General features: G+C 70.0%; 14 protein-coding genes. All 14 read left to right on the plus strand.

The window, feature by feature from the left end:
• Positions 1-105: 105 nt before the first annotated feature.
• The 14 genes from ACFHWS_RS02085 to ACFHWS_RS02150 all read left to right on the plus strand — a co-directional run bounded on the left by ACFHWS_RS02085 (position 106) and on the right by ACFHWS_RS02150 (position 14127).
• Complete coding sequence (locus tag ACFHWS_RS02085; protein WP_416556319.1) at positions 106-294, plus strand: hypothetical protein; 189 nt, start codon at positions 106-108, stop codon at positions 292-294.
• A 312-nt stretch (positions 295-606) separates the two neighbouring features.
• On the plus strand, positions 607-3675 hold the full coding sequence (locus ACFHWS_RS02090) for an AAA family ATPase (RefSeq protein ID WP_416567522.1): 3069 nt from the start codon (positions 607-609) through the stop codon (positions 3673-3675).
• 189 nt (positions 3676-3864) lie between these two features.
• Positions 3865-5553 carry a DUF4157 domain-containing protein gene (locus ACFHWS_RS02095; protein ID WP_416556321.1) on the plus strand — a complete coding sequence of 563 codons (1689 nt, stop codon included), beginning with the start codon at positions 3865-3867 and terminating at the stop codon, positions 5551-5553.
• A 198-nt stretch (positions 5554-5751) separates the two neighbouring features.
• Positions 5752-6345: a DUF4255 domain-containing protein gene (locus ACFHWS_RS02100; protein WP_416556322.1), complete on the plus strand. Its 594-nt coding sequence runs from the start codon at positions 5752-5754 to the stop codon at positions 6343-6345.
• Between the two features lie 19 nt (positions 6346-6364).
• Positions 6365-7591 carry a phage tail sheath family protein gene (locus ACFHWS_RS02105; protein ID WP_416556323.1) on the plus strand — a complete coding sequence of 409 codons (1227 nt, stop codon included), beginning with the start codon at positions 6365-6367 and terminating at the stop codon, positions 7589-7591.
• Between the two features lie 19 nt (positions 7592-7610).
• Positions 7611-8771, plus strand: a complete 1161-nt coding sequence (locus ACFHWS_RS02110; RefSeq protein ID WP_416556324.1) for a phage tail sheath family protein — start codon at positions 7611-7613, stop codon at positions 8769-8771.
• 47 nt (positions 8772-8818) lie between these two features.
• A complete protein-coding gene (locus ACFHWS_RS02115; RefSeq protein ID WP_416567523.1) occupies positions 8819-9256 on the plus strand; it encodes a phage tail protein in 438 nt (145 codons plus the stop codon).
• Positions 9247-9633, plus strand: a complete 387-nt coding sequence (locus ACFHWS_RS02120) for a hypothetical protein (RefSeq protein WP_199757664.1) — start codon at positions 9247-9249, stop codon at positions 9631-9633. The genes ACFHWS_RS02115 and ACFHWS_RS02120 overlap by 10 nt, the downstream gene beginning before the upstream one ends.
• Complete coding sequence (locus ACFHWS_RS02125; RefSeq protein ID WP_199757663.1) at positions 9630-9803, plus strand: DUF6760 family protein; 174 nt, start codon at positions 9630-9632, stop codon at positions 9801-9803. The genes ACFHWS_RS02120 and ACFHWS_RS02125 overlap by 4 nt, the downstream gene beginning before the upstream one ends.
• Positions 9800-10342 (plus strand): phage tail protein, encoded by a 543-nt coding sequence (locus ACFHWS_RS02130; RefSeq protein WP_416556326.1) that lies wholly within the window; start codon positions 9800-9802, stop codon positions 10340-10342. The genes ACFHWS_RS02125 and ACFHWS_RS02130 overlap by 4 nt, the downstream gene beginning before the upstream one ends.
• 13 nt (positions 10343-10355) lie before the next feature.
• Positions 10356-11636 carry a hypothetical protein gene (locus ACFHWS_RS02135; protein ID WP_416567524.1) on the plus strand — a complete coding sequence of 427 codons (1281 nt, stop codon included), beginning with the start codon at positions 10356-10358 and terminating at the stop codon, positions 11634-11636.
• Positions 11633-12415, plus strand: coding sequence for a LysM peptidoglycan-binding domain-containing protein (locus tag ACFHWS_RS02140; RefSeq protein ID WP_416556328.1), 783 nt, complete (start codon positions 11633-11635; stop codon positions 12413-12415). Before ACFHWS_RS02135 ends, ACFHWS_RS02140 begins: the two co-directional genes overlap by 4 nt.
• Positions 12416-12430: 15 nt before the next feature.
• Complete coding sequence (locus ACFHWS_RS02145) at positions 12431-13486, plus strand: phage late control D family protein (RefSeq protein WP_416567525.1); 1056 nt, start codon at positions 12431-12433, stop codon at positions 13484-13486.
• Positions 13483-14127 carry a phage baseplate assembly protein V gene (locus tag ACFHWS_RS02150; protein ID WP_416556330.1) on the plus strand — a complete coding sequence of 215 codons (645 nt, stop codon included), beginning with the start codon at positions 13483-13485 and terminating at the stop codon, positions 14125-14127. Before ACFHWS_RS02145 ends, ACFHWS_RS02150 begins: the two co-directional genes overlap by 4 nt.
• Positions 14128-14133 lie beyond the last annotated feature (6 nt).

A 14133-nucleotide genomic window follows, 5' to 3' on the forward strand; every position in this document is an offset into this window, starting at 1 on the left:
GCGGACGCACGGATGTTCCTCGACGGTTGGCCATCGGCCCCAGCTTGCGGCGGGTCGACAAGGGCAGGACCGGGGCGGGGCGCACGGACGGATCCCGTCGCACAGATGGGTGTCGGGGACACGGCAGCTGCCGACATCGCCGGCAGGTTCGACGCGCTGGTCCGGTTCGCCGGACTGGAGTTGGGCACGCAACTCGGAACGGACATCATGCCGGCGCCGAGCTGGCGGGAGCTCGCGGATCTGGTGGGGCGTACCCAGGCGCTGGTGAGTCAGATGGGGCGACGGGCGCGTTGACCGCCGGCCTGCGGGTGCCGGGACAGTCCGCATCTCTTCGTCACCGCGGATCCAAGGGCCGGAAGGACCACCCGTCACGTCGATGCGGAGGCATTCTGTCGGGGCCGATCGACGACCCGGGTGTCGTGGCCGAGTGGCCAGTCGACGACAGAAGTGGTGACCAGTCAGACCATCGTGGAGTAGCGTAGCGCCCGTATGTCCTGATTGCTACGGTGCCCCGGGGACGACGTGCGGCAACCTGACGGCGAGCGCCGCTCGGTGCCCGCGCGGGCGGTGGCCGGCCGGGCCGTCGCGGTACGAAGGAGACACGTCGTGCAGGTGAGACTCTTTGACGATGTCTCGATCCTCCGGCGTGGCCAACCGCTCAGTGCGCCGCCGGGCAAGGCGCTCGAGCTGTTCGGCTACCTGCTCATTCATCGGAACCGGACACACGCCCGCGAATCCATCTCGGAACTGCTGTGGCCGGGGGCCGAGCCCGGCGTTGCCCGCAAGTACCTGCGCCAGGCACTGTGGCGGCTCAACACGAGCATGCAGGACCAGCCGAACGACCAGCGCCCGGCGAGCGAACTCGTCGTCATCGACCCCGGCTGGGTGCGGATCAACCCGGAGGCGTCCTGTTGGCTGGACGTGGACGCGTTCGAGGAGAGCTACGCGGCGGTCCGCGACGTGCCCGGCGAAGCGCTCTCCGACGACCAGGCGCATGCGGTCGAGCACGCGCTGGATCTCTACCGTGGAGACCTCCTCGCCACCTGGTACCACGACTGGTGTGGTTCCGAACGGGACCGGCTACGCGACACCTACCTGTCGATGCAGGAACAGCTCATGGGCTACTGCGAGGCCCGTGGTCTCTACGCCAAGGGCGTGGGCCTCGGCCAGACCGTGCTGCGCCACGACGCGGCGCGCGAGCGGACCCACCGGCAGCTGATGCGGCTGCACTACGCCGCCGGCGACCGGATCGCCGCGCTCCGGCAGTACGAGCTGTGTACGTCGGTGGTGGACCAGGAGTTCGGGGTGCGCCCGTCGGTGGACACCACGGTCCTCTACCAGCAGATCCGGGCGGACCGGGCGGCGGACATCCGACCGGGGAGCGGCCGACCGGTGCTGACTGTCGGCGTATCCACGATCGCGCCGGCCGCTTCCGGCGGCAATGATGTACCGGTCGGGGACAACCGGGACGAGGTGCTGGGATCCATGGACGGTGCGGGGTACGCCAACTCGACGGAACACCTGCTGGCCGAACTCTCCCGGCTCGACCTGGTGCTGGGTAGGCAGGTCAGGCGGGTCCGGAAGGCTCGGCCCCGGCCCGGCGGCGAGCTCTCCACCTTCTATGTCTCCGAGGCCGAAGCCGACGCGTTGCTGGACGGTGTACCCGACTGGGCGCCGCCGGGCGACGACGACCCGAGGACCGCCGCCGAGCTGGACAAGTTGTCCCACGAGATCGGCGAGCGGGTGGCACAGAGCCTGCGGGGCGGTGTGGGTCTGCGGCTGGTCACGCTGGCCGGAATGTTCGACCTCGCCCCGTTCGACGTCGAAGTGATCGTGGCCTGCCTCGCGCCCGAGATCGACCGGAGCTACGAGCGGCTGTACGGCTACCTGCACGACGATCTGACCCGCCGGCTGCCGACGGTCGATCTCGTTCTCACGATGTTGTGCGCGGACCGTCAGTCGCGGATGGCCGCGCGAGCCCGGTTCGCGCCGTCGGCACCGTTGCTCCGGCATCGGCTCGTCACGTCGACAGAGGACCCGACCGCACCGGTGCACTCACTGCTGGGTAACAACCTCCGGTTGGACCCACGGGTCGTCGGGTTCCTGCTGGAAGACGACGACCTCGCCGAGCAGCTTCAGCCGTACGCCCGGATCGTCGCACCGACCCTGACCCTCGATGATCTGCACTTCCCGGCGGAGTTCGGGAAGACACTGGCCAGGCTGAGCGAGCACGCCGGCGACGACCTGGTGGTCTACTGCCAGGGGGACTACGGTGTCGGCCGGCGCAGCGTCGCGGCGGCGTGCGCGCGCCACTGGTACGCGCCGTTGCTGGTGGTGTCGGCCGATCTGCTGGCCGACCGCCCGTTCGACGAGTTCGCCACGCTGGTCGGCCTGGTCGAGCGGGAGGCCCGGCTGCAGGGCGCGGTGATGTGCTGGGCGGACGTCGACTCCCTGCTCGTCGAGCAGGCCCGACCGCGGTTGTCGCTGCTGCTGTCCGCCCTGGCGGCGTACCCTGCTCCGGCGTTTCTGGCCGGTGACACCTCGTGGGAGTTGGCCGACCTGCCGGCGGGCCTGACCTTCGCCCGGCTGGAGTTTCCCTCGCCCGGCTACCCCGAGCGGCTGCGCATCTGGGGCGGCGCGCTCGCCGAGGCGGACCAGGGCACGCTGGACCTGGCCGCCGTCGCCGGCAAGTTCCGGCTCACCGGTGGCCAGATCCGCGACGCCGCGGCGACCGCTCACAACCTGGCGTACGCCCGGACACCCGAGGCTCCCGGGATCACCCAGGACGACCTGTACGCGGCGTGCCGCCTGCAGTCAAACCGCAAGCTAGCCGACCTGGCGCAGCGGATCACGCCGCACTACGGCTGGTCGGACATCGTGCTGCCCGCCGACCGGATGGAACAGTTGTGGGAGATTGCCAACCAGCTCCGCTACCGGTCGCTGGTCTACGAGTCCTGGGAGTTCGAGCGCAAGCTGGCCAACGGGCGCGGCCTGGCGGTGCTGTTCGCAGGTCCGTCCGGCACCGGCAAGACGATGGCCGCCGACGTGCTGGCCCACGAACTCGGCCTGGATCTGTACCGGATCGACCTGTCGACGGTGGTGAGCAAGTACATCGGCGAGACCGAGAAGAACCTGTCCCGGATCTTCGCCGAGGCCGCCACCAGCAACGCGGTGCTCTTCTTCGACGAGGCCGACGCGATGTTCGGTAAGCGTTCCCAGGTCCGCGACGCGCACGACCGGTACGCCAACCTGGAGGTCAGCTACCTGCTGCAGCGGATGGAGCAGCACGAGGGAGTGGTGATCCTGGCGACGAACCTGCGGAAGAACCTCGACGACGCGTTCACCCGCCGGCTGCACGCCACCATCGACTTCCCGGTCCCCGATGAGGCGGACCGCCGCCGCATCTGGGCGCAGGTCTGGCCCGAGCAGGCACCGCTGGACCCGGCGGTCGATCTCGACCTGTTGGCGCGGCAGGTCGATCTGCCCGGCGGGAACATCCGCAACATCGCCCTCGCCGGCGCCTTCCTCGCCGCCGCCGACGGTGGCAAGGTGACCATGGCACATCTGCTTCACGCGACCAGACGTGAGTATCAAAAAATGGGCAAGATCCTGTCGGCGGGGGAATTCGGCGCCGACTCGGTGAACGGGCAGGTCGCCGCTGATCGGCGCTCCTGACGAGACTGTGGAGGTTTCGACGTGCAATCGGCACAGCACGACAGCGGTGTGGCCCACCGGACCCCGGTAGCGGCATCCGGGTCCGCGCCGGCTCCGCGTCGAGCCGCCCTGCCTCGCGACACGTTGCAGCGGCGGTACGGCAATCGCGGTGCGCGGGCGATCCTCCAGACGAAACTGAACGTCGGGCCGGTGGACGACCCGTACGAGCGGGAGGCGGACCGGATCTCCCAGCTGGCGTTCGGGTCGTCCGTGCAGCGTGCCCCGGAGGCGATCCGTCGGGTGCCCGCGCCGACCGGTGGCGCGGCGAGTGCTGACCTCGCGCGGGCGGTGGACCGGGCCCGGGGCAGCGGTGGGCGGGCGGTGCCGGGCGGTGTGCGGGAGCGGATGGAGCGGGTGTCGGGGGCGGACTTCAGTGGGGTCCGGGTGCACGTCGGTGCCGAGTCGGACCGGCTGAACGATTCGCTCGGGTCGCGGGCCTTCACCGTCGGCGCCGACGTGTTCGTGCGCCGCAGCGAGTACCGGCCGGGCAGCGCGCGGGGTGATGCGCTGCTGGGGCACGAGTTGACGCACACCGTCCAGCAGGGAGCTGCCGGGCCGTGCGCCACCGGGGCGACGCCCACGGCGGGGCCGGCTGTCGCGCAGCGCAAGTTCGGGTTCGAGTTGGAGCTCCATCATGTGCCGTTGTTCAGCCGGCAGGGCGGGGTGGAGAGCCGGCCCGTGGCGAACGCCACAGCGGTTGCTCGCGGCAGGCGTTTCGAGGCGCATGTCGACCATTCCGCGGGCCTGGACGCTACCGTCGTGCCGGATGCGCTTCGTGGCGCCGGCCAGCCGGCTCCGATCCTTGAGCTCGTGACTGGACCGATGGATGAGTTCAAGGATTCCGAGAGCACGGTACGCGGCGTCATGAACCGGCTCGTGCGGGTGGCGACGCACATCGAGAACCGGGCGCTTACGCCGAACACGAACGTGCCGCTGGACGGTCTCCCCGGCATGACCGCGAACCCGGCCGGCGTGAACTTCGTCGGATACCCGAACGGATCCACCGCCCCGGCGGGCACACTGACGGGTGCGCACGCGCACGTGCAGGCGACCTACGGCCTGTCGATCACCCAGGTCGGCGACGAATTCGCCGACCGGAGTGCGCAGCCGACGGCCCCCGGGACGGCGCAGAGCAAGGTGAGGCATTCCAAGGTTGCCCTGGGTCTGGCCAACACCCGGGCTGGTGATATCGTTCAATGGATTCGAGACAACATCGATGAAGACTACAGCGACGCGGCGCTCGCCGAGGCGCGTGGACTGTTCGCCCTCATCATCAACTACTTGATCATCGGTAAAGTGCCCCATTGGGCCAGGTTGCACAAGAACCATGCCGGCATCTTCTTCTACAAGACGAGACTTTCCACGGTCAGAGATCAGATTGTCCATTCGCATCCCGAGCTTGAAGGGCTCTTTGGCAACGACGAGCTCGTCGACGAACTGCTGCGGCGTGCCGGGCGCGGATATGTGCAACCAGTCTTTCCAAACATGCAGGAGCCGTTGGCCGGTGTCGCCCTGGACTTGATGTGCGGCATGTGGGTCCAGGAGGTCCTCGCTGGAACGGGTGACAAAGTCTTCGACACCTCCGCCAACAGTGGTGCGAACGCTGTCGAGCTGGTCACTCCTCGCGTCGGTCGGGGTGCCAAGCGGGGGACCGGTGTGGTCGTCGAGAACCGGCGGTTCGCCCAGACCGAGGGGCACGCCTACTCGCACACGTACCAGCCCAACGAGTGGGCGGACATGGCGGTCCGGGTCCGCGACAGCCTGCGGGCCAGACAGGGGTACGCGCCGGGGGAGGTCACCAAGGCAGGAGAGATCTTCAGAGGGCTGTTCATCTCGTGACTGTGGCGGTCGGGACGGCCTGAAGTGCATGTGGTGCACATCACAATAGCGTGCGGATTGCCAGGTCAAGGCCTCTTGCCTCGTCGGCCAGGATCATCCAAGGCGGTTCGGTAGACGCCGGCGCAGACGCCCGTGGGACGCCCGTCCGGTAAACCTGTCGACCGGCGCGAAGGACGCAATTGGGGGCGGGACAGGGCTGTGTTTCATGATCTGGACGCGTCACTCGCCGCTCTCGTGCAGGGCGAACTGGCGTTGCCCGGTATCACCGTCAGCTTCGCTACGCCGGACGACCAGTTCCCGCCGTCGGGCGTCACCCTGCCCGCGATCGCGTTCTTCCTCTACGACGTCCGGGAGAACCACGAGCTGCGGACCAACCAGTGGGAGAACACCCGGCAGGAGTCCGGGATGATCACCCGCCGGCGGGTGCCGGCCCGGGTCGACTGCTCCTATCTGGTCACCGCGTGGCCCAACGACAGCGCGCCCAATCCGGCGCAGGACGAGCACCGATTGCTCGGCGACGTACTGCGGGTGCTACTGCGCCACCGGGAGATTCCCGCCGACTACCTGCGGGGCGACCTGGCCGGCCAGCAGCCGCCATTGCGCGCGATGGTCACCGCCGAGAGCCAACTGCAGGGCATCGGCGAGTTCTGGCAGGCCATGGGCGGTCGGCCCAAGGCGGTTCTGCACTACAGCGTCACGCTCAGCGTCGACGTGTTCGAATCCACGCCGGTCGGGCCCGAGGTGACCGGGACGGTCGTCCGGGTCGGCCAGGGCGTGGGCCACGAGTCCTGACGAGGGGGAGTACCCACAGATGCCGCAGTATCTAGCGCCGGGCGTGTACGTCGAGGAGGTCCCCTCGGCGATCAAGCCGATCGCCGGTGTGGGAACCAGCACCGCCGGCTTCGTCGGCGTCGTCACCGACGACGTCACGATGCCGCTGCTGCCCGGTCGCGCCGGCGTGACGGCGGAAGGCGAACCCGTACCGGCGGACTTCCACGTGGTGGCGCCGGCCGGCGAGGCCCAGCTGGTCGACGGCTGGGAGACGTTCAAGAACCTCTTCGGCGACATCCAACCCGGCAACCACACCCTCGCCCACGCCGTGTACGGCTTCTTCAACAACGGTGGCGGCCGCTGCTGGATCACCCGGGTCGCCGCCGCCGCCGACGACGCTGACGACGATGCCGCCACCGGATCCCCGGACAGCGACCTGATCGACGCGTTGGCGACGTTCGCTGCGATCGACGAGATCGCCCTGGTCGCGATTCCCGGCGCGGTGAGCGACGCGGTGCAGACCGCGCTGCTCGACCACTGCGAGAACCAGTATCTGCAGGACCGGTTCGCGATCCTCGACGGTCGGCAGACCACCACGTTGACCAAGGCAGCGATCCAGGGCGACGTCCGGGACAGCAGCTACGGCGCGATCTACTACCCGTGGATCGACGTGGGCGCCACCGACGCCGACGGCAACAAGGTGTACCAGCCGCCGAGCGGGCACATCGCCGGGGTGTACGCCCGGGTGGACGCCGAGCGCGGCGTGCACAAGGCACCGGCCAACGAGGTGATCCGGGGCGCGCTGGGCGTCGAGGCGCTGGTCAGCAAGCAGCAGCAGGCTGGGCTCAACCCGGACGACATCAACGTGATCCGCAAGTTCGGCGGCAACATCACGATCTGGGGTGCCCGTACCCTCGCCGGCAAGGAGCAGGCCGAGTGGCGCTACATCTCCTCCCGGCGGCTGTTCAACTTCCTGCGCGAGTCCATCGACGAGGGCACCCAGTGGGTGGTCTTCGAGCCGAACGCGCCGGAGCTGTGGTCGAAGATCCGGCGCAACGTCGGCGCCTTCCTGACCACGGTGTGGGCCTCCGGTGCGTTGCTGGGCAACACCCCGGAGCAGGCGTTCTACGTACGCTGTGACGAGACCGTCAACCCGGCCGCGGTCCGCGACGCCGGCCAGCTGGTGGTCGAGATCGGGGTGGCGATGGTGCGTCCGGCCGAGTTCGTGGTGTTCCGGATCAGCCAGTGGGCCGGCGGGGTCCAGTAGTGGACGGCCGGACGAGACCGTGACCCAGCAGCTGACACCCGGTGTGCACCGGCAGGATGTGTTCCCGCCGCCACCACCGACCCAGCTCACCGGGGTGCCCGCCTTCCTCGGTCGGGCCGCCGCCGGCCCGTACACCCCGCAGCGGCTGACCCTGTGGCCGCAGTTCGAGGCGATCTTCGGCACTGCGACCTCCGGTGACGCCCCGGAAGGTTTCCTGGCCGACGCGGTCCGCGGGTTCTTCGACAACGGCGGGACGCTGTGTCACGTGGTCCGACTGCCCAGGGCGCTGTCGTCCGTCGAGGCGGTGCAGGCGGGGCTGGCGATGTTGGACGACCTGGACGACGTCGACCTGGTCTGCGCCCCCGACATCGTCACCGCAGCACCGTGGCCGGTCGACAAGGATATCGACCCGGTCGTCAAGGCGCAGCAGGCGATGCTGCGGCACTGCCGGCAGCGCGGTGACCGGTTCGCGCTGCTCGACGGCGTCCCGGCCGTCGATCCGACGAAGGTCGCCGAGCAGTGCGCGGCGTTGACCGCGCCGGACGGTGCGTTCGGTGCGCTGTACTACCCCTGGCTTGGCGCGTCCGGTGCCGACGGACGGCTGCGTCACCTGCCCCCGTCCGGTCATGTCGCCGGCGTGTACTCCACCGCCGACCAGCGGGTCGGCGTCCACAAGGCGCCGGCCAACACCGTGGTCGAGGGCGTCGTCGACCTGCAGGTGCAGCTCACCGCGGCAGAGGTCGGCACGTTGTACGGGCAGCGGGTCAACTGTCTGCGGGCGTTGCCCGGCCGGGGCGTACGGGTCTGGGGCGCGCGTACCCTCGGTGCCGACCCCGCCTGGCGGGACGTGACCGCCCGTCGCCTGGTGAGCACGATCGGCCGGTGGATCGAACGGTTCATGACCGGTCTGGTCCACGAGCCGAACGACGTCCGGCTGTGGGTGCGGATCATGCGGGAACTCACCGCGTACCTTGACGGGCTGTTCCAGCGCGGTGCCCTGCAGGGCCGCACGCCCGCCGAGGCGTTCTACGTCAAGTGCGACCACGAGACGAACCCACCTGCGGTCATCGAGGCCGGGGTGGTAGTGACACACATCGGAGTGGCACCGACCGCGCCAGCCGAGTTCGTCACCGTCCGCGTTATCCACGGCGCGAGCGGGGTGACGGTCGGCGTGGCGTGACCGGTGCGGACAACAAGTTCGGTGCGGACAGACAGTGAGGTGCGGTTGTGGACAGACTCGACCCCTACTTCGGGTACAACTTCGCGGTGGAGCTCGACGGCATTACCCGGGCCGGATTCCGGGAGGCTTCCGGGCTGGAGACCAGCCAGAACGCCGCCGAGTACCGGGAGGGTACGGACCGAAACCTGGCGCCACGCAAGATCCCCGGGCTGAACAGTTACGGTGACATCACGCTCAGCCGTGGCCTCACCAGCGACAGCAAGCTGTGGGAGTGGCGGCAGAAGGTGATGAAGGGCACCGTGGAACGGCACAACGTGTCGATCACCCTGCTCGACCAGCAGGGCAACCCGAAGGTGACCTGGAACCTGTTCGACTGCTGGCCCAGGTCGTGGAGCGGGCCCAGCCTCAGCGCTACCAGCGACGAGATCGCCGTGGAGCAGCTCATCCTCGCCTGTGAACGCATCGAGGTCGACCAGTGGAGCTGACCGGCGTCGCCGAGGCCCGCCGTACCGAGTTCCCGTTCACCCTGCCGCACGGGCTGGTCGCGCCGGACGGCACGGTGCACCGCGAGGGAACCATGCGGATGGCCACCGCGCTCGACGAGATCGAGCCGATCAAGGATCCCCGGGTACGGTCGAACCCGGGCTACCTGGTGATCATCCTGCTGGCCCGGGTGATCACCCGGCTGGGCGGGCTGGAGTACATCAACACCAACGTGGTCGAGAACCTCTACTCCGCCGATCTCGCCTACCTGCAGGACTTCTACCAGCGGATCAACCTCAACGGGCACGCCCGGCTGCAGGTCGACTGCCCACACTGCAGCGGATCGTTCGAAGTGGAGCCGCCCAGCCTGGGGGGATGACGCGCTACTCCCCGGACCGGCTGCACGAGGAAGTAGCGTACCTGGCCTATCACTTTCACTGGCCCTATCACGAGATCATGCAGCTGGACCACCGGGAACGGCAGCGCTGGGTCGCGGAGGTCGCGCGGATCAACGAGCGACTCAACGAACAGGGAGGGGCACGGAGATGATGTCGACCGGGATTCCGCTCGGGCTCAGCTGGGCACCTGCCGCCGTGGGCAACTGGACCGGCCTGCGGCTGCCGGACCCGTTCCAGACCTTCAACTTCGCGGTGGAGATCGAGGGCCTGCTGCTGGCCGGGTTCAACGAGGTCAGCGGCCTGGAGAGCCAGATCGAAATGGAGTCCTACCGGGAGGGCGGGGTCAACAGCTTCGTTCACCAGCTGCCCGGCGCGGCCACTCCCGCGCACCTGGTGCTGCGGCAGGGGCTGAGCCCGCTCAGCGGTCTGTGGGGCTGGTACGACAACACCACCCGGGGCGTCATCCAACGCCGCAGCGGCACGATCGTGCTGCTCGACCGCCGGCAGATCCCGGTGATGTGGTGGAACTTCCGCAACGCGTTGCCGGTGCGCTGGACCGGCCCGACGTTCAGCGCGAGTGGCGACGACGTCGGCTTCGAGTCGCTGGAGCTGGTGCACGAGGGTCTGACCAAGCCGCTGCTGGGCCAGGCCGCCGCGCTGGCGCACGGCGTGGCCGGCATGGTCGGCTGACCGGGAGCCTCGGATGAACGACGACGACACGACCTTCGACCCGGCGCTGGTCCACCGGCTGTCCCGGCCGGCCCGGCGACCCGGCCTGATCGACCTGGGCCAGGCCCGGTCCGCGCTCACCCGCCACCACACCATGCCGGCGGGTCTGCCGCTGGCCGAGGTCGCTTCGCGCTACGTCAACCTGGCCACCCAGCAGCACGCCGGGCCGACGACACCCATCGTGTACGCGCAACCGGTACCGCGACCGTCCGCCGGAAGCCCTGCCCCGGTCGGTGCTCTGCCGACCAGCCCGCCCGCCGCCCCGGCGAACGCCGGGCCACCTGCCCCGGCGCACCCCGGGCCGGTCGCGGCGGCCCGCCGCCCGGCGGCCGACCCGGCCGGCGGATCGCCGGCCGCCTCGTCCGGCCCGGTGGTGTCGGCGCGTCCGGCCCGCCCGGCCGCCGAGCTGAGCCCGGTGTGGACCGCCACCGGTCCCGGGATCGCCGGCCCGGCCGTGCCGCCGGTGACGCCCCGGCCGGGTGCCGGCCGACCGCTGACCATTCAACGCAAGGTGGCCGCACCCACCGATCAGGGTTCCGCGCCACTGCCGGCCCGCCCGGCCGAAGCGCCGGCGTCCGTTGGCCCGTCGTCCACCAGGCCGTCGCCCACCAGGCCGGCGGTGCCGACGGGTGCTCCCGGTGCCGCCGCCGGGTCGTGGACTCCCACTGCCGCGGGTCCGACGGTGGCCGGCTCCGCCGACTGGACCGGGCTGATCGGCGTCCCTGGCCGGATGGCCAGCGGATCCCACCTGACCTTCCGCACCCCACCGACGGCAGATCACGCCAGTCGGCCCGCCGCCGGTGTGCCGTCCGCCGTCGGGCAGCGCCCGCCCGCCGTACCGCCGGCCCAGGTGGTCACCGCGCGGCAGCCGGCGGCCCGACCGGCGCCGCAGCTTCCGCTGGCCGCACCGTCGGCGGCCGGCCCGCAGGTCCGGTCGGTACCCGGCGCCGTCGGCGTACCGTCGGCGGCCGGCGTGCCGTACCACCCGGCCGTCGCGGGCCCGGTGCCAGCGGCTTCCGGTGGCCCCGGGTACGGTGCGACCGGCCATGGCGGCCGTGGATTCGGCTCGCGCGACGGCGCCGGCACCCTGCCCGGCAGTTCAGGGTCCGTGCCGCCCCGGGCCGACCGGGGTGTGCCGCAGCCGCCCGTTCAGCCGGCCCCGCAGGTCGACGTCGGGCAGGTCACCGAGCAGGTACACGGCCGGATCATGCGCCGACTGTCGGTCGAGGCCGAGCGTCGGGGGGTGCGGCGGTGAGTCTCAACAAGGCGGGTCTGGCCAACGCCGCGCTCGGGTTCGGCCCGGGCGGTGGTGGGTTGCAGAAACTGACCATCGCCCACGACGGCACGGACTTCGATCGCAACGGCCCGATCGAGGCGCTGTTCAATCCGCACGAGATCATCCGGTCGCGGTCGGTCAACTGGCACGCGCACGAGAGCGCAGGCAAGGGCAGCGCCTGGACGTGGAGCGGGTTGCAGCAGGAGTTCGCGGCCATGCAGCCCGCGACGTTGTCGCTCGAGCTGTTCTTCGACACCTACGAGTCGAGGGCGGAGGCGTCCATGTGGGCCCGGGCCACCTCGCTGGTGACGCCTCCCAATCCGTTCCAGACCGGCGACGCGACCGACGTCACCGCGCTGACCAGCCGGGTGGCCCGGCTGGCCGAGTTCGACAAGGAACTGCACCGGCCACCGCTGTGCACCCTGTCCTGGGGGGCCTTCGCCGACATCTTCACCGGCGTGCTCACCCAGATCAGCGAACGGTTCACCATGTTCCTGCCCGACGGCACGCCGGTGCGGGCGACGGTTTCCTGCAGCTTCGTGGAGTCGCTCACCGACGCCCAGCTCAAGGAGCGTGAGCTGCACTCCTCCGACGTGCACAAGACGTGGGTGGTGCGGCGCAACGACACGCTGCACAGCATCGCCGCCGCCGAGTACCGGGATCCGCGGCTGTGGCGGCACATCGCCTCGGCCAACGGCATCGTCAACCCCCGTGACCTGCGTCCCGGCACGGTCCTGACCATACCGCGGCTGAGCTGAGCGGAGGGTCAGACGATGGAAACCGCCGAGTCGGGGCCGGACTTCGAGATCCGGTGTGGTGGCCGGCGCCTGCCGCCGAACGCCCACAAGGACGTGGAGTCGGTGACCGTGCTGGAGGACCTGAACGCGCTGAGCATGTTCTCCGTCACGTTGAAGAACTGGGACGCGGAGCGGCTCGCGGTCACCTGGTCGGACTCCACGCTGTTCGCGGTCGGCACCGAGGTGCGGATCTCGCTCGGGTACGTGAAGGACCTGCACCTGGCGATCACCGGGGAGATCACCAGCCTGGAGCCGTCGTTCGCGGAAGGCCGGCCGCCGACGCTGACCATCCGCGGCTACGACCTGCGACACCGGTTGGCCCGCCGGCAGCGGACCAGGACCTTCACCCGCACCAGGGACAGCACCATCGCTCGGCAGTTGGCCAAGGAAGCGGGTCTGCGCGCCGACGTACCCGACACCCGCACCGACCTCGACTACGTACTGCAGAACAACCAGACCGATCTGGAGTTCCTGCAGCGGCGGGCGGGGCTTCTCGGGTACGAGATTCACGTACGGGACAAGGTGCTGTCCTTCCGGCCGCCGCAGCACGGCCGGGTGCCGGCGGCGAAGCTGCGCGTCGGCGACGACATCTCCCAGTTCACCCCCCGGCTGCGGACCATGGGCCAGGCTGCCGAACACTCCGTACGGGGCTGGGACGTGGCCGCCAAGAAGGCCGTCGTCGCCACGTTCGGCTCCGGATCCGAGTCCACGGCGATGGGTGCTGTCACCGGACCCCGCGAGGTCGGCCGGGTCTTCGGCCGAACCAGATCGACCAGGGCGGACCTGCCGGTGCCGAACCAGGACCGTGCCGACCAGCTTGCCCGGGGACAGTTCAACGACCTGGCGTTGAGCTACATCACCGGCGAGGCCGAGTGCGGCGGGCAGCCTCGCCTGCACGCCGGCGAGGTGGTGCGGATCGAGGGAGCGGGTGAGACCTTCGGCGGTGAGTACTACGTCGTCTCCGTCGAACACTCGGTGACCGCAGCGGCCGGCTACCGGTCCAGCTTCGAAGTACGGAGGAACGCGGCGTGACGGACGTCTACCACCAGTTGGCGGGTGGCGAGCCGGCCCACCCGGACGGGCGGTACCACGGGGTGGTCATCGGCATCGTCACCAACAACAACGACCCGGACGGTCTGGCCCGGGTCAAGGTGGCGCTGCCCTGGCTGGCCGACGATGTCGAGACCGACTGGGCGCGGGTGGCCTCGCCGATGGCCGGCCCCGGCCGTGGCTGCTACTTCCTACCGGAGGTCGGCGACGAGGTGCTGGTCGCCTTCGAACACGGCAATCCGGAGGTCCCCTACGTCGTCGGTGCGTTGTGGAACGGCAAGGACACCCCACCGGTCACCAACGCCGACGGCCGCAACGACGTACGGGTGATGGTCTCCCGCAGCAAGCACGTGATCCGGCTGATCGACACCAAGCAGGACGAGCGGATCGAGATCGTCGACGGCAGCGGCAGGAACAGCATCGTGATCAGTACGAAGGACAACCAGATCACCGTCACCGCGGACGCGGACGTGGTGATCTCCGCCGGCGGGCGGCTGCGGCTGGCCGGTGCCGGCGTCGAGATCACCTCCACGGCCGACGTCAAGGTCGAGGCGAAGTCCGCGCTCGCGGTCAAGTCCAGTGGACAGTTGGACATCAAGGGCAGTCAAGTCAACATCAACTGAATGGGG

Source organism: Micromonospora sp. LOL_013, from assembly GCF_048060315.1.
Classification (GTDB): domain Bacteria; phylum Actinomycetota; class Actinomycetes; order Mycobacteriales; family Micromonosporaceae; genus Micromonospora_E.

Bases quoted from the DNA above. Each gene is read 5' to 3' on its own strand.
- ACFHWS_RS02085 (WP_416556319.1), top strand. From the start codon at position 106: ATGGGTGTCGGGGACACGGCAGCTGCCGACATCGCCGGCAGGTTCGAC.
- ACFHWS_RS02105 (WP_416556323.1), top strand. From the start codon at position 6,365: ATGCCGCAGTATCTAGCGCCGGGCGTGTACGTCGAGGAGGTCCCCTCG.
- ACFHWS_RS02125 (WP_199757663.1), top strand. From the start codon at position 9,630: ATGACGCGCTACTCCCCGGACCGGCTGCACGAGGAAGTAGCGTACCTG.
- ACFHWS_RS02130 (WP_416556326.1), top strand. From the start codon at position 9,800: ATGATGTCGACCGGGATTCCGCTCGGGCTCAGCTGGGCACCTGCCGCC.
- ACFHWS_RS02135 (WP_416567524.1), top strand. From the start codon at position 10,356: ATGAACGACGACGACACGACCTTCGACCCGGCGCTGGTCCACCGGCTG.
- ACFHWS_RS02145 (WP_416567525.1), top strand. From the start codon at position 12,431: ATGGAAACCGCCGAGTCGGGGCCGGACTTCGAGATCCGGTGTGGTGGC.